The sequence below is a fragment of the Marinomonas algarum genome (assembly GCF_020532605.1).
Taxonomy (GTDB): Bacteria; Pseudomonadota; Gammaproteobacteria; order Pseudomonadales; family Marinomonadaceae; genus Marinomonas; species Marinomonas algarum.
Genome location: NZ_JAJATW010000001.1, coordinates 132,126 through 152,001, shown reverse-complemented (window position 1 = coordinate 152,001; position 19,876 = coordinate 132,126). Strand labels below are relative to the sequence as shown.

The 19,876-nt window shown below is 45.7% G+C and carries 17 protein-coding genes; 12 read left to right on the top strand and 5 right to left on the bottom strand.

Annotated features, from left to right (window positions below):
• Positions 1–36 precede the first annotated feature (36 nt).
• Both LG368_RS00730 and LG368_RS00725 read left to right on the top strand, forming a co-directional pair.
• Positions 37–3,342 (top strand): PAS domain S-box protein, encoded by a 3,306-nt coding sequence (locus LG368_RS00730; protein ID WP_226752820.1) that lies wholly within the window; start codon positions 37–39, stop codon positions 3,340–3,342.
• Positions 3,339–4,256 (top strand): GGDEF domain-containing response regulator, encoded by a 918-nt coding sequence (locus LG368_RS00725; RefSeq protein ID WP_226752819.1) that lies wholly within the window; start codon positions 3,339–3,341, stop codon positions 4,254–4,256. The genes LG368_RS00730 and LG368_RS00725 overlap by 4 nt, the downstream gene beginning before the upstream one ends.
• Before the next feature lie 112 nt (positions 4,257–4,368).
• On the opposite strand, the gene leuA is transcribed toward LG368_RS00725, so the two are convergent.
• Positions 4,369–6,042 carry a 2-isopropylmalate synthase gene (gene leuA / locus LG368_RS00720; RefSeq protein ID WP_226752818.1) on the bottom strand — a complete coding sequence of 558 codons (1,674 nt, stop codon included), beginning with the start codon at positions 6,040–6,042 and terminating at the stop codon, positions 4,369–4,371.
• Between the two features lie 194 nt (positions 6,043–6,236).
• Between leuA and LG368_RS00715 the strand changes: the two genes are divergently transcribed.
• The 3 genes from LG368_RS00715 to ribA all read left to right on the top strand — a co-directional run bounded on the left by LG368_RS00715 (position 6,237) and on the right by ribA (position 9,447).
• A complete protein-coding gene (locus tag LG368_RS00715; protein WP_226752817.1) occupies positions 6,237–6,710 on the top strand; it encodes an Lrp/AsnC family transcriptional regulator in 474 nt (157 codons plus the stop codon).
• 60 nt (positions 6,711–6,770) lie between these two features.
• Positions 6,771–8,735 carry a sensor domain-containing diguanylate cyclase gene (locus LG368_RS00710; protein WP_226752816.1) on the top strand — a complete coding sequence of 655 codons (1,965 nt, stop codon included), beginning with the start codon at positions 6,771–6,773 and terminating at the stop codon, positions 8,733–8,735.
• Positions 8,736–8,829: 94 nt separating this feature from the next.
• Complete coding sequence (gene ribA / locus LG368_RS00705; RefSeq protein ID WP_226752815.1) at positions 8,830–9,447, top strand: GTP cyclohydrolase II; 618 nt, start codon at positions 8,830–8,832, stop codon at positions 9,445–9,447.
• 113 nt (positions 9,448–9,560) lie between these two features.
• On the opposite strand, the gene LG368_RS00700 is transcribed toward ribA, so the two are convergent.
• The gene (locus tag LG368_RS00700) at positions 9,561–10,796 is read right to left on the bottom strand and encodes a DEAD/DEAH box helicase (protein ID WP_226752814.1); all 1,236 of its coding nucleotides are present in this window, start codon (positions 10,794–10,796) and stop codon (positions 9,561–9,563) included.
• Positions 10,797–10,996: 200 nt separating this feature from the next.
• Between LG368_RS00700 and LG368_RS00695 the strand changes: the two genes are divergently transcribed.
• Positions 10,997–11,560: a DUF1415 domain-containing protein gene (locus LG368_RS00695; RefSeq protein ID WP_226753017.1), complete on the top strand. Its 564-nt coding sequence runs from the start codon at positions 10,997–10,999 to the stop codon at positions 11,558–11,560.
• Positions 11,561–11,634: 74 nt separating this feature from the next.
• The gene (locus tag LG368_RS00690; protein ID WP_226752813.1) at positions 11,635–12,468 is read left to right on the top strand and encodes a CvfB family protein; all 834 of its coding nucleotides are present in this window, start codon (positions 11,635–11,637) and stop codon (positions 12,466–12,468) included.
• 96 nt (positions 12,469–12,564) lie between these two features.
• Here LG368_RS00690 and LG368_RS00685 read toward each other — a convergent pair whose 3' ends face one another.
• The gene (locus LG368_RS00685) at positions 12,565–13,515 is read right to left on the bottom strand and encodes a ketopantoate reductase family protein (RefSeq protein WP_226752812.1); all 951 of its coding nucleotides are present in this window, start codon (positions 13,513–13,515) and stop codon (positions 12,565–12,567) included.
• 84 nt (positions 13,516–13,599) lie between these two features.
• Here LG368_RS00685 and LG368_RS00680 point away from each other — a divergent pair, with 84 nt between their 5' ends.
• Positions 13,600–14,085 (top strand): YajQ family cyclic di-GMP-binding protein, encoded by a 486-nt coding sequence (locus LG368_RS00680; RefSeq protein WP_226752811.1) that lies wholly within the window; start codon positions 13,600–13,602, stop codon positions 14,083–14,085.
• Positions 14,086–14,100: 15 nt separating this feature from the next.
• Here the strand turns inward: LG368_RS00680 and LG368_RS00675 are convergent, their stop codons facing one another.
• Positions 14,101–14,415 (bottom strand): MGMT family protein, encoded by a 315-nt coding sequence (locus LG368_RS00675; protein WP_226752810.1) that lies wholly within the window; start codon positions 14,413–14,415, stop codon positions 14,101–14,103.
• Between the two features lie 47 nt (positions 14,416–14,462).
• Between LG368_RS00675 and LG368_RS00670 the strand changes: the two genes are divergently transcribed.
• From LG368_RS00670 to groL, 3 genes are all read left to right on the top strand, one after another.
• Positions 14,463–14,948, top strand: a complete 486-nt coding sequence (locus LG368_RS00670) for an FxsA family protein (protein WP_226752809.1) — start codon at positions 14,463–14,465, stop codon at positions 14,946–14,948.
• Positions 14,949–15,077: 129 nt separating this feature from the next.
• A complete protein-coding gene (locus LG368_RS00665) occupies positions 15,078–15,368 on the top strand; it encodes a co-chaperone GroES (protein WP_226752808.1) in 291 nt (96 codons plus the stop codon).
• Positions 15,369–15,426: 58 nt separating this feature from the next.
• Positions 15,427–17,070 (top strand): chaperonin GroEL, encoded by a 1,644-nt coding sequence (gene groL / locus LG368_RS00660; protein WP_226752807.1) that lies wholly within the window; start codon positions 15,427–15,429, stop codon positions 17,068–17,070.
• 226 nt (positions 17,071–17,296) lie between these two features.
• Here the strand turns inward: groL and LG368_RS00655 are convergent, their stop codons facing one another.
• A complete protein-coding gene (locus LG368_RS00655) occupies positions 17,297–17,470 on the bottom strand; it encodes a hypothetical protein (protein ID WP_226752806.1) in 174 nt (57 codons plus the stop codon).
• A 691-nt stretch (positions 17,471–18,161) separates the two neighbouring features.
• On the opposite strand from LG368_RS00655, the gene ltrA reads away from it, so the two are divergent.
• The gene (ltrA, locus tag LG368_RS00650) at positions 18,162–19,817 is read left to right on the top strand and encodes a group II intron reverse transcriptase/maturase (RefSeq protein WP_226752805.1); all 1,656 of its coding nucleotides are present in this window, start codon (positions 18,162–18,164) and stop codon (positions 19,815–19,817) included.
• Positions 19,818–19,876 lie beyond the last annotated feature (59 nt).

The following is a 19,876-nucleotide window of genomic DNA, read 5'->3' as shown; positions in this document are numbered from 1 at the left end:
CGCCATACCCGCTTACAGAGAAGGAGCCACGCTAATATGTCGATTGTGATGACGCAAAGGCGTACGGTACAAACACTCAAAGATCTGCATGAGGTGACGGCAGACAATACGTTGTCCTTAGACAGTAAGTTGCAAAAAATCCTTCAAGTTGGTGTGGCGCAGTTTTCTTTGCCATTTGGTCTGATCAGTTCCATCAAGGGGGATCGGTATCGGGTGGAATACAGCCAAACGCCGAACGGAGAAGTGCTGCCGGGCACTGAGTTTGAGCTTGGTGATACTTACTGTGTTCATACTCTGCAAAGCGATGCGCCGACGTCTTATTTTCATACCGCGTTGAGTGATATTAAAGAGCACCCTTGTTATCAAAACTTCGGCTTAGAAGCGTATATTGGTGTTGTGATTTACGTGGGGGGAGAGCGTTGGGGCACCCTCAACTTCTCCAGCCCCGACCCAAAAGAAGCGGCCTTTGGGGAAGACGATGACGAGATTATGAAATTACTGGCTCAGTGGGTCGGTAATGAAATGACTCGGCATCAAGACGAAAGCCGTTTAAAAGAAGCCGAACGTCATCAACGCCTGATTTTAGAAGCCATTCATGAAGGCCTGTTTGGTGTTGACTTGGAAGGGCGTATTCGTTTTGCCAATCCAGCGGCAAGTCAAATGCTGGGTTATGCGCCCGATGATATGCTCGGGCAGTCTATTTTCACCGTGCTTGGCGGGAGCACTTTGAGCACACAGACTCCGTCCGCCGTTCTTCAACCCGTTCTTCAACCTATTCAAGACACCCTACAAACGGGCAAGACGCGTTCGGTATCGGGTCAGCGTTTTTATCGTCGCAATGACACGTCTTTTGCCTGTGAGTACACCTGTATCGCGTTACGCTCTGAATCCGGTGCATTGGATGGCGCCGTGATTTCTTTTCAGGACAGAACGGAGCAGCTCCAATCTGAACAGGCAATACTTGAACAAAAAACCCTGTTTGAATCTCTGTTTGTGAATGCCCCTGAAGCCGTGGTGTTAGTGGGCGCCAATCGAAAAATAAAGATGGTCAACCCTGCTTTTACTTCCCTCTTCGGCTACGTTTTAGAAGATGTTGTTGAGTTAAGTTCAGAGATCCTTTACTCCGACAATGATGACTTTGTACGTCAGGGTCAGGCGTATCATATGGCGGGCAGTGATGTGCTTGACCGGAACAGAGTGAGTTATAAGGATAAGCAGGGCCAGCATTTTTGCGCTGAGACCATCGGTAGCATTATTCGTCATCCCGATGGCAGTTTAGGCGGGTATATTGCGCACATTCGAGACGTGAGAGAGCGGCTGTCTTTTGAGCAAAAAATGTTGGATACCCATTTGCGCCTTTCTATTGCAGCCGATGCAGCCGGTATTGGTGTATGGAAACTGGATTTACAGACGGGGCATTTGGATTGGGATGACTGGATGTACCGCTTGTACGGTGTCGCTCCGGACGAAAAGGTAGCGCCTTGGCAAGTCTGGGAAGCCAGTGTTTACCCAGAAGAGAAGCGCAAGCTTAAGGCCATAATTGCGGATTTGCAGGGGTGCCAAGTCAAGATGCGGGGGCAAGGTTCGTCATTGATTATTGATGAGTTAGATGTGGATTTTAGAATTTCACGTCAAGACGACCAGATTCGCTATTTAAAATCCAATGCCTCTCTCATGTTTAATAGCGACGGTATCGCCACGTATATTATCGGCGTCAACATAGACATTACGTCTCAAAAAGAGACGGAAGTTATGTTACGTAAAGCAAGTGAACAAGCGCTTGCCGCGAGTAAGGCGAAAAGCGATTTCTTAGCCACCATGAGCCACGAAATCCGTACGCCGTTAAATGGGGTGCTCGGCATGGCTGAGTTGCTTGCAAGCTCAGCGTTAAGTGAAGAACAAAGCGAGCGTTTAAAGATTCTGCAAGAGTCGGGCAATGGCCTATTAGGGCTGATCAACGACTTGTTGGACTTCTCAAAAATTGAAGCCGGCCAGCTGTCAATGGAATGCGTGGACTTTGACCTGGAAAAAGCCCTTTATGACGTGATTTGTCTGCTTACGGTCAAAGCAGAGAAGAAGGGAATTGAGTTACGTTTGGCGTATCAAGAAGATTGCCCGCGATATTTTGTCGGCGATGTGTACCGAATTAAGCAGATTGCCACCAATTTGATCGGTAACGCCATCAAGTTTACCCATGAAGGCCATGTGAGTGTCTATGTTGAAGGGACAACGGAAAATAATGGTGTCACCTCGCTCACATTGCGTGTGGAAGATACCGGTGTCGGCATAGAAGAAAGTGCGCAATCAGCTTTATTTAGTGCTTTTACTCAGGCGGACAGCACCATCACCCGTAAGTTTGGCGGTACGGGCTTGGGGTTAGCCATTACTAAACAGCTAATTGGTTTGATGCAGGGTGAGATTCATCTTCAAAGTCAGTTGGGGAAAGGCTCTACCTTTACGGTTACCTTGGCATTGCCTGAGAGTCATTCAACCTTGCCGTCTGTGCAACCACCATCGCGTTACAATGCCTTACAGGAATCACTGTCTTCTGAGGGTATGCTAGGCGGCTCGGCGAGTGGGCATGGTCATCGTGGACGCGTGCTGGTGGTGGAAGACATGAAAACCAACATGGCCGTTGCCCAAGGCATTTTAACCAAGTTAGGTTGCGAGGTCATTGCGGCGCAAGATGGGGCCATGGGGGTTGAGCTATGGGAAGCGCATCACCCTGATCTAATACTCATGGATCTGCATATGCCTGTTATGGACGGGTTGACCGCCATGCGACATATTCGCCAATCAGAGAAGCAAAAAAAGGGCAAGCGTGTGCCGATATTGGCCTTAACCGCAGATATTTTGGCTAAAACAGTGACCGAGGTCTCACGCGCAGGCGGTGATGGCCTTATTCCAAAGCCCTTCAATCAAAAGGAGATTATCGTAATGCTTGACAATTGGTTGCCAGTCCAAGAGCAACACGTTTTCCAAAACCTGTCAGATGTGGTGTTGGATGAGGCTGTTTTGGAGGAACTGAAAACCGTATTGGAAGACGATTTTTATACCTTGGTCGATGCATTTTTTGCGGATGCAGACCGCATTATGGACTTTTTTGAGTCGCTTGTTTCTTCTGGTGCAGAAAAAGACAGCGAAGGAATTTGCCATTCAGCGCACAGTTTGAAGTCCATCAGTCGCAGTATGGGAGCATGGCGTTTGTCGGACATGGCACAATACATGGAACATGAGAGTCGAGAGGGCGGTGTGACATTACTCCCCGAAAAACTTCATGCCATACGAACATGCTACGTTGAAACGAAAACAGCGTTACAGGAAAAGGTAAAAAACCTATGAAGGTGCTGATTGTTGATGACACCAACACAGATCGACTGCTTCTAAAAATGTACCTGTCTAAACTGGGTTACGAGGTGCTTGAGGCCGATAATGGTCAATCGGGTATTGATCTGTTCATGTCACACGTCGATGAATTAGATCTGATCCTAATGGACGTCAACATGCCAGGTTTGAATGGTTTTGACACGGTGAAGCGGATTCGTGATATCCAGAGACAACATCAGCAAGAGTGGTTGCCCATTATCTTCTTGAGTGCCAGCGCCAGGGACGATGACATTGAAGAAGGTATTTTGGCCGGAGGTGATGATTACCTGACCAAACCAATCAGTCAGAAAATACTGGCAGTGAAAATGTTGGCGATGCGACGTATTGCCGATATGAGACGTCGTTTGGTTGACACTAACTTGGTGTTGGAGCGGCTGGCGTTTGTGGACTATTTAACCGGTGTCGCCAGTCGTCGTGCGTTTGATGATGCGCTTGATAAGCAGATGGCTTTGACGCAAAAAACCGCCGTGCCCTTTGTCTGTGGTGTGTTTGATTTGGACAATTTCAAACGCATTAATGATACCTTCGGTCACGATGCTGGAGACGCCGTTTTGGTGTCTATTGTTGATCGTGTAAAAGCGCAACTAACAGAAGAGGATGTGATCGGTCGTCTTGGTGGGGAAGAGTTTGGGCTGATTCTGACGGGTGTTGATCAAAATGATGCATTTCAAGCACTGGACACCCTCCGCAAAAAAATCATGACGGGGTTAATACAGTACGGTATGGAAGAAATAAAAATGACGGCTAGCGTCGGCGGAACGGTTTTTGTAAAAGGCAGTCAGCTAGATAAGGTTGCTTTGGTCAAGCAGGCCGATCGAGCCTTGTATGAAGCGAAAAACACGGGACGAAATAAGGTGGTTTGTTGTTAACAACTAACGACTCACAAAGCATCGACCAGAACCAAAAAAACCGATCACGTTGTGATCGGTTTTTTTATGGCATTATTAACGACAATGTCGTTAATAATGCGTCAGTTCAGTGCTAGGCAACAGAAGCTGTGTCGTTTTCGGCGATTTTTTGGTTTACCGTCGCTAATAAGGCTTGAATTGAAGAAGAAACAATGTCGGTATCAATGGCCACGCCATTGAAACGATCACCATCAATATTGACTTGAACATAAGCGATGGCTTGAGAATCACTGCCCACTGTTAATGCGTGTTCTTGGTATTGAATAATGTCGACACGCATATTGAAGTGTTGCCCCAACGCTTCGCTAAAGGCAGACAAGGCACCGTTACCATTACCGGCAATTTTGACAGTGCCATCTTGTGTGACCAATTCCGCTTGAACCGTGTCCACATCGTCTTTGGTTAGATCGTATTTGCCCAATCGATAAGGGGTTGTGCCTGTCATAAAGCTGCTTTCAAACAAGTCTTTCATTGACTGTGCATCGACGACGCCACCGTCTTTTTCAGCCAGCTGTTGCACGATGGGGCTGAATTCCACTTGCAACCAGCGTGGCAAAGCCAAACCGTATTCTTGTTCAAGGGTGTAGGCGATGCCGCCTTTACCAGACTGGCTGTTCACACGAATGACTTCTTGGTAACTACGGCCCACATCACGAGGGTCGATAGGCAAATACGCCACGTCCCAAGGTTTGTCGTCTGTCTGGTTGGCCAAGCACTTCTTAATGGCATCTTGGTGAGAGCCAGAGAACGCGGTAAACACCAATTCGCCCGCATAGGGGTGACGCGGATGAACTTGCAACAAGGTGCAGGCTTGAACCACACTGATAATACGGTCCATATCGTTCAATGAAAGTTTTGGGTCAATGCCTTGGCTGTACATGTTCATCGCCATGGTCACAACGTCCATATTGCCGGTACGTTCGCCGTTGCCTAGCAAGGTGCCTTCGATGCGATCGGCGCCCGCCATAATGCCAAGCTCTGCTGCTGCCACGCCACAACCACGGTCGTTATGGGTGTGAAGGCTAACAAGCATGCTGTCGCGCTTCTGTACATTGCGGCAGAAGTATTCGATTTGATCGGCGTAGCGGTTTGGTGTGGAGACTTCCACTGTTGCTGGCAAGTTAATGATAACTTTGTTATCTGGTGTAGGTTGCCAAACGTCGGTTACGGCATCGACAACTTCTACGGCGAAATCCATTTCGGTGCCGGTGAAGCTTTCAGGTGAATATTGAAAGACCCACTCTGTTTCAGGGTGTTTTTCAGCGTGCTCTTTGACGCATTTTGCACCATTAATAGCAATTTTTTTAACGCCTTCTTTGTCCATGCGGAACACTTGCTCGCGCTGTGTCGTTGATGTGGAGTTGTACACATGAACGATGGCTTTTTTTGCGCCTTTCAAGGATTTATAGGTGCGTTCGATTAACTCAGGGCGGGCTTGTGTTAATACTTGAATATACACATCGTCTGGCACTTGATTTTCTTCGATTAACCAGCGAACAAAGTCAAAGTCTAACTGAGACGCAGCAGGAAAACCCACTTCAATTTCTTTAAAGCCAACGTCCACCAAAAGTGCAAAAAATTGTTTTTTCTGCTCAACCGTCATTGGCTCAACCAAGGCTTGGTTGCCATCACGAAGGTCGACACTCGACCAGATAGGAGCGTGAGTAATGTCGTTGTCAGGCCAAGTACGATCTTTTATCGCAACAGGTTTAAACGGCGTATATTTGGTGTGATCAAAAGCGGTCATGGTGTTTCCCTTATTCATGTGGTCGAGCGGGTAAGCTCTGTTTGTTATTTGAGTCACTTGGTTAAGTGATTGTCTATGTCTCTATCATAGCGGACTTTGTTAGGTAAAAGATTGCGTTTTTAGGTGGAAAAATCAATACAAATAGCATTATATTGCGTATTCCTTTCGTAGATTGGCAGTATAAGGTAGTTTAAATGCGCTTTGATAAGATTGATTTAAAAATATTACAGGAATTACAGCAAGATTCTAGCTTAACTAACCAAGAATTGGCGGATCGTGTTGGCTTATCGCCATCGCCCTGTTTGCGCCGAGTTAAGGTGCTCGAAGAGTCTGGTGTCATTGATCGCAGTGTGACCTTGTTGGATCAAAATAAATTAGGGTTAAAGCTGACGGTCTTTATTCAAATCAGTATGGATCGACACACACCAGAGCGTTTTGAACTGTTTGAGTCAACATTAGAGTCTTACCCAGAAGTGAAGTCCTGCAATCTGGTGACGGGGCAATCTGCCGACTATTTAATTGAGGTTGTAGTAGAAGACATGGATCGTTATCAAGAGTTCTTACTGGGCCGATTGACTCGAATTCCCGGTGTGACCGGTGTGCACTCCAGCTTTTTGTTGCGAAAAATTCTCAATAGAACCTCTCTGCCTTTAGATCATCTCATGTAAAGGTGCACTTTTGCCTTGGTGTTGGTATACAATCTCTCGACTTTTTTGCGGAACAGTACAATGATTTTTAAGCGTTTTGTGTCTCTTTTGGTATTGTTTTCAGCCATCGTCATCACGATCACTTACCCTATTTACTCTCAATATTATAAGGGAGTGCAAGCCCGGGTGCTGGCGACAGAAGAGATTTCAGTGGTGGCCGCAAGCCAAATGATTCAAAAGGAAATGTACGAACAAGTGCATTTACTGGCCGCTTTAAAAAATTCCGTCTTGTTAACCCGTTATGCTACCCATTTTACCGAAGAAAATCGTCTTGCCTTAGAAGCCAGTTTTGTCAATGTATCGACAAACTACCACCGTTTTGATCAGGTGCGTTTTTTGGATAATCAGGGGCATGAGCGGGTCAGAGTGAATTTTGAAGACGGCAAAGGGGTTGTGGTGCCTCAAGCTGAGTTGCAAAACAAAGCGCATCGTTACTATTTTAAAGACACAAACCGTTTTTCTGATCACCAAGTGTATGTTTCACGGCTGGACCTGAATATAGAGCATGACCAGATTGAACGGCCCTATAAACCCATGTTGCGTCTTGCGACCCCAGTTTTGGATTTAGAAGGTCGCAGGGCGGGTGTTTTGGTGCTGAATTATTTGGCTGAGGGTATGCTGGATAATTTTCGTTATCAAATGTCTCAGCGTGTTGATCAGCAAGGTATGCTTATTGATCGAGATGGCTATTGGCTAAGCAATCATGAGCGTAATCATGAGTGGGGTTCTGATCTCGGACAGACTGAGCATACCTTTGCAAACTTTTACCCTGAAGCATGGACAACGGTAGCATCAAGTGCCTCAGGGACCGTGGAAACGGCGCAAGGGGTGTTTCGTTTTAAACGCATTGAGCCTTTTAATTTCTCTGCCTCTAACCATGGACACTTTAGAGCGGACCATTACCCATTATTTACGCCTTTATCGATCTCTAACAGTGATTGGAAATTGGTTGTGTTCATTTCTCATGATTTTATAAAGTCTCAATCCTTATTATATCAACCTCTTGGCCATTTATTGTTGGCGCTACTGGTGCTGTTGATTATTGGGGCGGCTGGTTTGGTGGCGACCCTGATTACCCAACATCAAGCACGAGAAAAAGGACGACAAGAGTTAAGTAATGTGCTTCATGATTTATACGATAACGCCCCTTGCGGTTATCACAGTTTGGACTCAGACGGTTGTGTTGTGCGTATCAACCAAACAGAACTCGATTGGCTAGGGTATTCTCGAGAAGAGGTGCTTGGTCAACCCTTCGTGCGTTTTTTAACGGCGGGAAGCCAGCAACACTTTCTGTCTCTTTTTAAAGAATTAAAAAACAAGTCTGTGCTAGAAAATGAAGTCTTAGAAATACAGCGCAAAAATGGCACCACTTTTTATTCATCCAGTTCTGCCACGTCAGTAAACAAGCAAAGCGGCAATTTTGCTGTGGCACGGGCAAGTCTGTTTGATATCACTGATCGTATACGACTAGAGAAAAAACTGGAAACACTTGCCAATGTTGATTCCTTGACCGGTATTAGTAATCGTCGTTATTTTTATGAACAAGCGACGGTAGAATTTCAGCATGCGACGAGCGATCAAAAGGAGTTGGCAATAATGATGTTTGATGTCGACCATTTCAAACACGTAAATGATCATTATGGTCATGATGTCGGCGACCTCGTATTGAAACGACTGGCTCAAGAAATACGTCACTGTTTAACAGACAAAGATTTGTTTGCGCGTTTCGGTGGCGAGGAATTCATTGTGTTACTGACTGAACAGGCAGAGCAAGAAGTGATGCGAGTGGCAGAATCTATCCGAGCACGGGTTGAGGGTCTTAATATCGAGACACCATCCGATAATGTTCAGATAACAGTCTCTCTTGGTGTCGCTACGTTAACACCTCAAGATAAAAAATTGGATGCGTTGATTAAAAAATCCGATGTCGCCTTGTATGACGCGAAAAAACAAGGACGTAATCGGGTAGTTCAGTCTGTTTCATAAGATAGTGAGCGTTTTAGGCATTGATTTTTTGCCTTTTGACCAAATTAACAAGAGTAATAATTTACACCGTACAGTCTCCAGAAGAGAAGCAATTATGAGCGAGTTGACAATAAAGCGTCGAGTAATGATCCCCATGCGAGCGGGCGACGTGATGGCAGAATTCATTTCCTTTGATGGCGATGATTCAGGCAAAGAGCATATTGGTATTTATTTTGAAGGAACCCAGGAAAAGTCAGAAGGGCAGCTTCCTCTAGTGCGTCTGCATTCTGAGTGCCTGACGGGTGACGTATTCGGTTCAGGTCGTTGTGACTGCGGTGAACAACTTGATGAAGCGATAGATCGCATCAACGAGGTGGGAGGGTACATTCTGTACTTGCGCCAAGAAGGGCGCGGTATTGGCTTATACGCCAAGCTGGAAGCCTACGCCTTGCAAGACAAGGGCTACGATACGTATGAAGCCAATGAAATGTTGCATTTGCCCGACGATGGCCGCGATTTTGGTATTGCTGCGGATATGCTAAAAGCCCTTGGTGTTGATACGGTGCGTTTGTTAACTAACAATCCAGATAAAGCCAAACAACTGGCTGATAATGGCATTAATGTGGCTGAACTGGTGCCGACGAAAGTGCATGTTAACCAACACAACCGCTTGTATTTAGAAACCAAAGCGAAACGCAAATTTCATACCCTCACCTTTGAACCTATTAAGTGATTGGCCGCTTCATTTCTTAGCGAACCATTTCCTAGCAGGCATGACAAAAAGGCGCTTTAATTTTCATTAAAGCGCCTTTTTCGTTTCTATTTTATGTTGATTTGTGACTTGGGTTATTTCTTTTTCACTGTTTTCTTAGTTGCTGTGGCTTTTTTGTCTGTCACTTTTTTCTTTTTCTTCTTACTGCTCGGTGAGCGTGCCTTGGTTTTGGCTTCTAGCCCTTCGATGCGACCAAATTTGATGTTGGTCTGCATGAATCGTTGTATTTTCTCGATCATTGGTAGATCGTTGATGTCGATTAAGGAGATGCAGTCACCTGGTTCGCCTTCGCGTGAAGCTCGTCCAGCACGGTGAATATAGGAATCGGCTTTACGAGGAAGGCGCAGGTTAATCACGGTGTTGATTTCAGGTAAATCAATACCGCGAGACGCAACATCCGTTGCCACGAGCACTTGTAAGCGTCCGCGTTTCATTTGCTTCATATGCTCGCTGCGGTCGCCTTGCTTCATTTCACCGTGCAAACCATCACACATAAAGCCCATTTTGCGAATACGCTGCACCCAGACATCGACGTGTTCGCGATTAGATACAAACAACACGGCCTGCTGAACACGCTCTTGCGTCAGTAAATGCTGCAGTATGGCTTCTTTATGTTCTTCGCTGTCCACACGATAAGCAATTTGACGGATCTGGCTAGGCACAGTTCTAGAAGACTCTCCAAGGCGTACTTGCTGAGTGTCGCTGTCTAATAAAGCACCGGCGAAACGCCCCATTTTCTCACCTTCGAGGGTGGCTGAAAACATCAAGGTTTGGTGTTCGGCGGGCAGCTCTTTGGCGATATGATTAATGGCGTTAACAAAGCCCATGTCTAGCATGCGGTCGGCTTCATCCACCACGAAGTAAGATACATCGGTTAAGTCGAGCCATTGTTTCTCGTCTAACTCCACCAAGCGACCGGGAGTCGCCACCAGAATATCGCACGACTCACTCAGTTGCTGTTGCTGCATGCCGTAGGGTGTGCCGCCAATAATGAGGTGAGATAAGATGCGAGTGTGTTTGGTCAGTTGTTCGACCACATTAAAAATTTGACGAGCCAGTTCGCGGCTGGGTGCTAAGATCAATACTTTAGGCGCCGTGGTAGAGGCTTCATTACGATCAAGAATATGTTGAATCGCAGGAGCACAAAAGGCGATGGTTTTGCCTGTTCCTGTCGGCGCGGTGGCTAATAAATCCGAGCCCTCTAAGGCAAGTGGAATGGCTTGTTGTTGAATTTCTGTCGGTGTTTCGAAGCCAAGATCGTTGATGGCTTGTTCTATTGTTGGATCCAAATCTAATTCGGCAAATGACATGTAAGCTCTCTGTAGCGGAAGAAAACGGCACAACACGCGATTGGTTGTGCTTTATGACATTTATAATACCTTGTTTTAATCGGATTCGAAATTGAAAGTCATCGGCAGTGTAATAAAAGGATAAATGTCATGGTATTAAGTGCTTAGGATCATGCTTTGTTTTAGAATAACCCTGACAATCAATGAGAAAATATGACCGTATGTTGTTATCCGACGAGTTAGTAACGGCTCAGACTATGAGCTGGGTAAAAGAATTTATTGTGGCGTTCAATGTGTGTCCCTTCGCTCAGCGTGAAGTGGAAAAGGACAGTGTGCGTTGCGTTGTGCTTCGTTCTAAAAAGATGAATGTGGCACTGGAAGAGTTGATGGCTGAAGTGCAGTGGCTTGACGAACACCCTGAGACGGAAACCACCTTGTTGGTCTTCCCAACTTTATTTCAGGATTTTCATCGTTACCTAGATTTTGTAGAAACCGCAGAAGACCTTATGGCCGATCAAGGTTGTGAAGGGGTGTATCAGTTGGCTACTTTTCACCCAAACTATTGTTTTTCAGGCGCAGAGGCTGATGATGTGTCTAACTACACCAATCGTTCGCCTTACCCCATGTTGCATTTGCTTAGGGAGGCGAGTTTAGACAAAGCCATTGAGTTTTACGGCGATACATCCGATATCCCCAATAACAATATCGATAAGATGGAAGCCCTGGGTAAGCCCGCTTTAGATGATGTGTTTTCAGGGTGTATGCGAGCAAGGCCCGCAGAATAAAGAAATAAAAGAGACCTGTATTGCACTCATAAGTGAAATGCGTATAGTGCGAAAAAAATGCTATTGGAGAAAACATGGCTACTCAAATTGGACGCTTAAATACATTAAGAGTCGTTAAAGAAAAAGATTTTGGTGTGTTTTTGGACGCGGGTGACCTAGGGGAAATCCTGTTGCCACGACGTTATGTGCCAAAGGATGTGTATGTCGATCAAGAAATAGAAGTATTCGTTTATCTGGATTCTGACGATAAACTGATTGCAACGACCGACTTCCCAAAAGCGCAAGTAGGCGAGTTTGCTGGCTTAACAGCGATTGCGGTTAATCAGGTCGGTGCCTTTTTTGACTGGGGGTTGCCAAAAGATTTATTGGTGCCTTTTAGTCAGCAAAAAAACCGCGTCGAAGAAGGTGAGACGCATTTATTGTTTATTTATTTGGACAATATTACCCACCGTATTGTTGCAACCACTCGTATTGATGCCTTGTTGAATCGTGAAGAAGCGCCGTATCGTGTCGGTGATAAGGTATCGATTATCATTGGTGACAAAACCAATATTGGCTTTAAGTGCATTATCGACGATCGTTTTTGGGGCGTATTATTTTTTGAAGACGCTTTCCGTCAACTCCGCAAAGGCGAGAAGACCGTTGGTTTTATCAAACAGATGCGTGAAGATGGCAAGATTGATTTAAGCCTGCAAGAAGTCGGCTATAAAAAAGTGCGTAATATTTTAGACGATATTCTAGAATATCTTGATGCGCACGGCGGTGAGTCGCCTTTGACAGACAAGGCCTCGCCCGAAGCGATTTATGCTGTGTTTAAAGTCAGTAAAGCGACTTACAAAAAAGCCCTGGGTGCGCTCTACAAAGACAAGAAAATATTGTTGACCAAAGAAAAGATTTCAAAGATCTAAGGGTTATTTGGCTGAATGCTCACCAAAAAAAGCGCCGCTGTGATTCAGCGGCGCTTTTTTTTATGGCTTCTCAGCGCACTGTAGCTTCTCATCGCATTATAGAGATAGCGTCAGCAGCTTTTTCTTAATGTCTTCTCGCTGTTCGGAATAGGCTACACCATCATGCAATAAACGCTGTATTGGCAACTCAATTGGGCTGCTGGCCAACAAGAAACCCGAAATAAAATCGTTCTCCGTACGGCGATGTAAACGAACGTCTTCGTGCATCGAAGATCGGTTTAACCGTGTCAGTTGGGCAATGGTGTTGATACGGTTTTTGAGGTTTTCAGCGGTTAAGTGTTGGCTTTCTTTTACGTAAGTGAATTGGCGGTGAGCAAACACCTGAGCCAGTTCATTTAAAGTGGCATTCATTAACGTGGCGTACTCATCGTTTAGAATATCGCCATTGTGAATATTGAAAATCGCCGTGATAGGGTTAATGACCGCATTGACCGCCAGTTTCTCAAGCATTCTTTGATGGATATTCACCACCGTCATGCCCTCTAAAGGGAAGGGCGAGCTTTGTCGATCGGTCTGCCAAAGACCAAAATAAGTATCGCCGAGCCCAGTATGCTTAATGTGATTGGCTTCTATTTTTAAAACGCCTTCGGTGGTGGTGCCTGCCCATAAAGTTTGTTCTGGCAATGTGAGTTGCTGTAAGGCTTCTTGGGCGCCGATACCGTTGCAAAGGCAGGCAATATGGGCGTCGTGGGTGAGTTTGTCGGCAATTTGTGAAAAAGCGGTAGTTAGGTCAAAGGATTTCGTGCAAAGCAGCACTTTATTGTATTGCTTAGTCAGTGATTCGGGCTTGAAGCTTTTTACCTTGTGTTTGGAAACACGGATTTGCTGGTGGCCCTCTTCATCGGTAAGAGATTCGAGTGTTATCTTGCTACCAGGGTTTTCGGATCGATACACGAGATGGACTTTGTGACCAAGCTTTTCGAGCTTACAGGCCCAAAAAAGACCGATAGCGCCAGCGCCGATGACTAACCAGGGCGTGTTCTTCATAATAGGTTTCCATTAGGTGTTTTATTTCAATCCCTGTTATTATCGCGCCAAATACCCATTATTGAAAAGGTTAAGGAGCAGAAAATGCCATCATTTGACGTAGTATCTGAATTAAACTGGCACGAGGTCAGCAACGCCGTGGATCAAGCGAACCGTGAAATCACGACGCGCTATGATTTCAAAGGGGTTAAAGCACATTATGAGATCAAAGATAAGGCCAGTGTGGTAATGGAAGCGGAAGCGGAACCACAACTTAGACAGATGTCCGATATTTTAAATCAGAAGCTGGTTAGTCGCGGTATTGATCTGAAAAGTTTAGAAAAAGAGGATGTTGTGAAAGGCAATATGCGCGCTTCTCAGGGCGTTAAAATGAAAGAGGGTCTTGAGACGGATGAAGCGAAACGCATTGTCAAAATGATCAAAGAGAGCAAAATTAAGGTACAGGCGCAAATTCAAGGCGACCAGCTGCGCGTAACAGGCAAAAAGCGTGACGATCTGCAACAAGTTATGACGCTATTGCGTGGTGCAGACCTCGCGCAGCCTGTGCAATTTACCAATTTCCGCGACTAATCTTTTTTGCTTGTGTTATTTGAGTTTATCGTTGGTGACTAACTTATTGCCAACGATAAGCCAGCCTTCCTCCTCTAATGCCTGCCTTTGACGCAAATAGGCGTCGCTGTTCTCGGCAAAACTGATTTTTCTTTGTGCATTGACAACCCTGTGCCAAGGCAATGATGTGTCTTCAGGTAAGGATTTCAGTAACTGCCCAACCTGTCTGGCGTAACCTGGATACCCCGCTTGCTTTGCCAGTTCACCATAGGCAATGCAGGTGCCTTCAGACAGAGTGCTTAGCGTGTATAAGACGTGAGATTTAAATGTGTGCATCGCTTGATTAGTCAAGGGGTCGCCCATAAGTAGTAAGTACAATATGAATTAAGAAGGTGATCATGAGATTTGCGCTTTTACTCTTTATTTTAGTGCCTATCGTCGAAATGACGGTATTGATACAAATTGGTGGCAAAATTGGTAGTTTGGCCACTGTCGGTCTGGTTTTCTTAACCGCCATTGTAGGGGTGACATTGATTCGCAAGCAAGGCTTGCAAACATCTCTTAAAGCGCAAGAAAAAATGCGCCGTGGAGAACTGCCTGCGGCTGAGGTCGCTGAAGGCATGATGTTGATCTTTGCGGGTATTTGCCTGCTTATTCCAGGGTTTGTAACCGATGCTTTCGGTGCCTTATTGCTTGTACCACCCCTGCGTAAAGTGTTCGCCGCGGGTATTGTTGTTAAGTTATTCAGCTCCATGATGGCGAGAGGCACACAGTGGCAGAGCAGTCGATACAGTGGCTCTCGTCAACAAGATGGTGAGATCATCGAAGGGGAGTTTGTCAGTGAAGAAAAAGAAAGCATTGAAAGCAAAATAGACAAAAAATAATTGTTGGGTTGGGTTGAAATACAAATTGTCAGCCGTATATAGAAAACGAAATAGATTCCCGCTTATTTCTAGTGGGGTAACGTCCTGCCAGGGGCATCCTGGTATTGTTTTAATTGGAGAAAATGATTGATGAATATTCGTCCTCTGCACGATCGTGTCGTTGTTCGCCGTAAAGAAGAAGAGACAACAACCGCATCTGGTATTGTTTTACCGGGATCGGCTAAAGAGAAACCAACACAAGGTGAGGTTTTGGCTGTGGGCACGGGTCGCATTCAGTCTAATGGCGATGTGCAAGCATTGGCTGTTAACGTTGGTGATACAGTTATGTTCGGCCAATACTCAGGTCAAACTGTAAAAATCAACGGCGAAGAGCTGCTTATCATGAAAGAAGAAGAGATTTACGGCGTTATTGAAGCCTAAGCTTTTTCATTATTCCTATTTGATTTGTAACATTTAAAACAGTTAAAGGTAGAAAAGAATGTCAGCGAAAGAAGTGAAATTTGGAGACAGCGCACGTCAGCAAATGCTACGAGGTGTTAATGTCCTTGCCGATGCAGTAAAAGTTACCCTAGGGCCTAAAGGCCGCAACGTTGTTATCGAAAAATCTTTTGGCGCACCTTTGGTGACCAAAGACGGTGTGACCGTTGCTAAAGAAATCGAGTTGGAAAATAAATTCGAAAACATGGGCGCACAAATGGTCAAAGAAGTGGCATCACAAGCGAATGATGTCGCAGGTGACGGTACAACTACTGCTACTGTTTTGGCGCAAGCACTGGTAACGGAAGGTTTGAAGTCGGTTGCAGCGGGTCGTAACCCAATGGATCTTAAACGCGGTATCGATAAAGCGGCAGCGGCTGTGGTAAAAGAGTTGGCTGTATTGGCAACGCCTTGTGCAGATAATCGTGCTGTTGAGCAGGTAGGTACTATTTCAGCGAACTCTGATGCGTCTGTGGGCAAAATCATTGCTGAAGCCATGGAACGTGTTGGTAAAGAAGGGGTTATTACCGTAGAAGAAGGGTCTGGCTTTGATGACGAGTTGGCTGTCGTTGAAGGTATGCAATTTGACCGTGGTTATTTGTCTCCTTACTTCATCAACAACCAAGAAACCATGAGTGCGGAACTTGAAAACCCATTCATCTTGTTGGTTGATAAAAAGATTTCAAACATTCGTGAATTGCTTCCTGTTTTGGAAGGCGTTGCGAAATCATCACGTCCTCTGTTGATTATTGCAGAAGATGTGGAAGGTGAAGCGTTAGCTACCTTGGTTGTGAACAGCATGCGCGGTATTGTGAAAGTGGCCGCAACGAAAGCGCCAGGTTTTGGTGATCGTCGTAAAGCCATGCTTGAAGACATTGCCATTCTTTCTGGTGCAACCGTGATTTCTGAAGAAGTGGGCTTATCACTAGAAGCTACTACGATGGAGCAACTTGGTACCGCGAAGCGCGTTACTTTGACTAAAGAAAGCACAACGATCGTTGATGGTGCTGGCGTTGCCGCGAACATCACAAGTCGTGTTGAGCAAATCCGTGCTGAAATTGCTAACTCTTCTTCTGAGTACGATAAAGAGAAGTTGCAAGAGCGCGTTGCGAAATTGGCAGGTGGTGTTGCCGTTATCAAGATCGGTGCAGCCACAGAAGTGGCCATGAAAGAGAAAAAAGCCCGTGTTGATGATGCCCTTCATGCCACTCGTGCCGCAGTTGAAGAAGGTGTTGTTGCTGGTGGTGGTGTTGCACTGGTTCGTGCATTGACAAAAGTCATCGATCTTCAAGGTGATAACGAAGACCAAAACGTTGGTATTGCTCTTGCCTTACGTGCGATGGAAGCGCCTATGCGTCAAATCGTTGCGAACGCGGGCGATGAAGCGTCTGTGGTTGTTGATAAGGTAAAACAAGGCGAAGGTAACTACGGTTACAACGCAGCAACGGGCGAATACGGTGACATGTTGGAAATGGGTATTCTTGATCCAGCAAAAGTAACCCGTTCAGCACTTCAAGCGGCTGCCTCTGTTGCGGGTCTAATGATCACAACAGAAGCCATGATCGCAGAATTGCCGAAAGAAGAAGCGCCAATGCCAGATATGGGTGGCATGGGCGGAATGGGTGGCATGGGCGGAATGATGTGATGCGACGAGAGTCGCAGGGGTAGCTAGCCTCGCGGGGTCCAACGTCAGTAAATACTAACATAATGTTGGTATTTACTCCCACCCGCAATAACTAGTATATAAGAAAACCCGATGTTCGGGCGTTAAATCCCGAGCATCGGACTCTCTAATGAGAGATCTAAACTCGGGCGTTTATAGCCTATTGAAATAAAGTTCGCAAAGTGAACCCGAACTTATTAAATCGATTTCAGTTGTATAGCTGAGTCATTTTCACAGAGATGAATCCTGATTTATCGGATTTCGTCCATTTCAAAGCCATACTAAGGTAAATCTGCTTTTTACGGGATTTATTGAGGTAGGCATCATTGTGTTCTTCTAATACTAGACTGGCAAACGCTTGCGCGTAAGCTGGTATTTTCATTGTCTCACCTGTTCGCAGTTAGCGAGACCTAATGTTCAGCCATTAGTAGCCTAAGGATAGTGCGTCACTGGTAACGGTGGGGTGCGGAGCTTCCTTACAATGTAGTCCCCATCACGGGTATATTTCATCCGTGAGGGTGGATATAGATATTGCGAACAACACGCGATTGAGACACTAGGCTTGTTGGTATGGTTAACGTACGTGAACTACTGATAAACACCGTCATCCGCAAAGAGCTAAGTGTTGTTATAAGGCTCTGACCAAAATGGTATGTGGTTGGTTGTACTCTTCACATCTGGGTACACGCTGACTTTAAACCACCGGTGGATAGGTAGAACCTAAACCAATAGTGTGAAAATACTGGAACTCGGTAAGCCCGTAACTCTGCCCTCTGGGCAGGTGATCCGTAAGGAAAGCTGTTGGGGTTGCGGGTAAAGGAGGATGGAAAAAGCGAATGCTGACCTGTAACGGGTTGGATAGAGGTTCGAACTTTGCCTTGGCTCGAAAGGGCGCAGACTTCCATCTGGTCTTTAATCGTGTGAAAGCCTGTAAAGCTTTCTATTAAATAGAAAGTGGAGTCTTCGGGCTCCATAACCAATTGAACACCCACGAGGGGAAAGATTTATTTCCCCTCGTGGGGATAAATCCGTCTCCATCTTGTGGGTGCTCTTTAATCTAGGAGGACTGCAAGATGAGCAATTCATCAAATGAAGCGCCTGCGTCATCCCGCTTTGCTAATTCATGGCATGAGATTGATTGGGAAGCCAGTTATCTTAAAGTGAGGGAGCTACAGGTACGGATCGCGAAGGCAGCTAAAGAAAAGCAATGGCGGAAAGTAAAGCAACTCCAACGAATGTTGGTGGGCTCATATTCTGCTAAAGCGATTGCCATTAAACGTGTCACAGAAAACCGTGGTCGAAAGACTGCGGGAGTGGACGGTGAAACGTGGGATACGCCCGCGAGTAAATGGAGTGCCATAGGAAGGATGAAGCGGAATGGCTATAAGCCAAAACCGTTGCGTCGTGTATACATTCCCAAGTCGAACGGTAAACGCCGACCGCTTGGGATACCGACTATGTTGGATAGAGCAATGCAGGCACTTTATATGCTTGCTCTTGAACCCGTATCGGAAGTGCATGGCGATCCAAACTCTTATGGATTTCGGCCTCTACGCTCGACAAAAGATGCGATCGAACAATTGTTCGTTAATCTGAGTCGCGGCAATTCTGCCGAATGGGTGTTAGAGGGCGATATAGAAGGGTGCTTTGATAACATCAGTCACGAATGGTTAATCCATAATGTTCCTATGGACAGAGTGGTGCTCCGTAAATGGCTGAAAGCTGGCATCATGGAACAAGGTAAGTACTTTGATACGGAAGCAGGAACCCCGCAAGGTGGAATCATTTCTCCACTGTTAGCGAATTGGGCTCTTGATGGGCTAGAGCCGATTTTACGTGAACGATACGGAAAGATCGGCTCGAAGCTCGCCGGACGGTCAAAGGTAAACTATGTACGTTATGCTGACGACTTTGTGATCACCGGAATTTCGCAAGACATTCTGGATAAGGAAGTGAGACCTTTGGTGGAAGCCTTTATGGCGGAGCGTGGGTTGAAGCTTTCAGAGAGCAAAACGGTTATTACGAATGTGCATAGAGGCTTTGATTTCTTGGGTCAGAATCTTAGGAAGTACGGTGAGAAGCTTTTAACGAAGCCATCAAAGAAAAACCTGAGAAATATATTGGCGAAGATTAAGTCCATATTTGATCGAAACAAAATGGCCATTACTGCGAACTTGATTAGGCAGCTCAATCCCGTTATACGGGGCTGGGCATATTTTCATAAAGCAGGAACGTCAAAAGAAACATTCAAATACTTGGATCATCGAGTTTGGAAAATGCTCTGGCGTTGGTGTTGTCGTCGGCATCCCAATAAAGGTAAGCGTTGGATTGCTCGTAAATACTTCACAACCATAGGCAAGAAAAACTGGGTCTTTTATGACTCGGATTTGAAAGAACAAAGTATGACTTTGTTTTATGCCTCGGATGTGGCGATCAAGCGTCATATAAAGATCAAAGCAGACAAGTGCTTTTACGATCCAGCGGATGAGCTTTATTTTGAAAATCGTCTCGACTACAAAATGAAGAACTCAGAATTTGGACTCAAGAAAGCGTACTCGTTGTGGAAAAGGCAGCAGCGAAGGTGTCCTTGTTGCAACCAACTGATTACGTCGGAAACAGGGTGGAATATTCACCATGTGGTAGAGCGTCATCGGGGTGGAAGTGACAATATGGATAACTTGCAGTTGTTGCATCCCAATTGTCATCGGAAGATACATTTAGCCGTGTAATCGGATTGATGGTTGTTGTAGAATTGAGTTAACAGTCGGGTTGCCACTTACCGAGCGAC

Coding starts and splice junctions, on each gene's coding strand:
- LG368_RS00730 (WP_226752820.1), top strand. CDS start 37: ATGTCGATTGTGATGACGCAAAGGCGTACGGTACAAACACTCAAAGAT.
- LG368_RS00725 (WP_226752819.1), top strand. CDS start 3,339: ATGAAGGTGCTGATTGTTGATGACACCAACACAGATCGACTGCTTCTA.
- leuA (WP_226752818.1), bottom strand. CDS start 6,042: ATGACCGCTTTTGATCACACCAAATATACGCCGTTTAAACCTGTTGCG.
- LG368_RS00715 (WP_226752817.1), top strand. CDS start 6,237: ATGCGCTTTGATAAGATTGATTTAAAAATATTACAGGAATTACAGCAA.
- LG368_RS00710 (WP_226752816.1), top strand. CDS start 6,771: ATGATTTTTAAGCGTTTTGTGTCTCTTTTGGTATTGTTTTCAGCCATC.
- ribA (WP_226752815.1), top strand. CDS start 8,830: ATGAGCGAGTTGACAATAAAGCGTCGAGTAATGATCCCCATGCGAGCG.
- LG368_RS00700 (WP_226752814.1), bottom strand. CDS start 10,796: ATGTCATTTGCCGAATTAGATTTGGATCCAACAATAGAACAAGCCATC.
- LG368_RS00695 (WP_226753017.1), top strand. CDS start 10,997: ATGTTGTTATCCGACGAGTTAGTAACGGCTCAGACTATGAGCTGGGTA.
- LG368_RS00690 (WP_226752813.1), top strand. CDS start 11,635: ATGGCTACTCAAATTGGACGCTTAAATACATTAAGAGTCGTTAAAGAA.
- LG368_RS00685 (WP_226752812.1), bottom strand. CDS start 13,515: ATGAAGAACACGCCCTGGTTAGTCATCGGCGCTGGCGCTATCGGTCTT.
- LG368_RS00680 (WP_226752811.1), top strand. CDS start 13,600: ATGCCATCATTTGACGTAGTATCTGAATTAAACTGGCACGAGGTCAGC.
- LG368_RS00670 (WP_226752809.1), top strand. CDS start 14,463: ATGAGATTTGCGCTTTTACTCTTTATTTTAGTGCCTATCGTCGAAATG.
- LG368_RS00665 (WP_226752808.1), top strand. CDS start 15,078: ATGAATATTCGTCCTCTGCACGATCGTGTCGTTGTTCGCCGTAAAGAA.
- groL (WP_226752807.1), top strand. CDS start 15,427: ATGTCAGCGAAAGAAGTGAAATTTGGAGACAGCGCACGTCAGCAAATG.
- LG368_RS00655 (WP_226752806.1), bottom strand. CDS start 17,470: ATGAAAATACCAGCTTACGCGCAAGCGTTTGCCAGTCTAGTATTAGAA.
- ltrA (WP_226752805.1), top strand. CDS start 18,162: ATGAGCAATTCATCAAATGAAGCGCCTGCGTCATCCCGCTTTGCTAAT.